The sequence below is a fragment of the Pseudomonas sp. P5_A2_2 genome, from assembly GCF_054177685.1.
Window position 1 is genome coordinate 1 of the sequence record NZ_JBGCUL010001248.1, and the last position, 1,152, is coordinate 1,152.

At 59.4% G+C, this 1,152-nt stretch carries 2 protein-coding genes; one reads left to right on the forward strand and one right to left on the reverse strand.

Features of this window, described 5'->3' with window-relative positions; genetic code table 11:
* A partial coding sequence (locus ACXRVY_RS30530) for a glutamate--tRNA ligase (RefSeq protein WP_458239142.1) occupies positions 1–634 on the reverse strand: 634 nt, incomplete at its 3' end.
* A 219-nt stretch (positions 635–853) separates the two neighbouring features.
* Here ACXRVY_RS30530 and ACXRVY_RS30535 point away from each other — a divergent pair.
* On the forward strand, positions 854–1,152 hold a 299-nt coding region (locus tag ACXRVY_RS30535), incomplete at its 3' end, for an HlyD family secretion protein (RefSeq protein ID WP_458239143.1).

Consider the following 1,152-nt stretch of genomic DNA (forward strand, 5'->3'; position numbering starts at 1 on the left):
ATACATGGGTGATGCCCATCAGGTGATCGTCGACCACGTTGGCCAGGAAGTACGTCGGCAGGCCGTCGGTCTTCATCAGGACTTGCATGTCCATACGGTCCCACGGGATTTCAACGTCGCCGCGCAGCATGTCCGGCACCACGCAGACGCCTTCGCTCGGTACTTTCATGCGGATAACGTGGGGCTCACCAGCCGCCAGGCGACGGGCGACTTCTTCCTTGGACAGCAGCAAGGCGCGGCCGTCGTAGCGCGGGGTTTCGCCACGGGCCATTTGCTCGGCGCGCATCTGGTCCAGTTCTTCGGCGGTGCAGAAGCACGGGAACGCATGGCCCAGGTCGACCAGTTGCTGGCAATACTTCTGATAAATATCGCCGCGCTCGCTTTGACGGTATGGACCGTGCGGGCCGCCGACGTCCGGGCCTTCGCTCCAGTCGATCCCCAGCCAGCGCAAGGCGTCGAAAATCTGCTGTTCGGACTCGCGGGTCGAACGCAGTTGGTCGGTGTCTTCGATCCGCAGGATGAACTCACCGCCGTGCTGCTTGGCAAAGCAGTAGTTGAACAAGGCGATGTAAGCGGTACCTACGTGGGGATCCCCGGTAGGCGATGGCGCGATGCGAGTGCGGACGGTGGTCATGGCATGTCTCGAAAAGAAAAAAAGCAAAGTTCAAACAAGGCGCGAATGGTAACAGGCGACACCCGCCCGGCTCCAGCGAACAGGGCATTTAAGCCAAGGTTGCGGCTGTAACGCCCGTATGCCGCGGATATCGGTCGATGGCATTTACCGTTTATCGGCTGTATGCCAGATTYGCCTGCTGATAACTTCTCTTACAATTTCTCAACTACAGTTTTCCCCATGCCTGCCCAACTCAAGCGTCGCCTCTTCACCTTCCTGCTGATGGTCCTGTTGATTGCAGGGGGCCTGTTTGCCCACTGGTTCTTCAAGGGGCGCTTTTATGAAAGCACCGACAACGCTTATGTCCAGGGCGAGATCACCCGTGTGTCGAGCCAATTGGGCGCGCGCATCGATCAGGTACTGGTGCAGGACAACCAGCATGTCGAGAAAGGCCAGTTGCTGATCAAACTCGAAGGCGACGACTTCCGCCTCGCTGTCGACCGCGCCAACGCAGCCCTGGCCACTCGCCAGGCCGAACG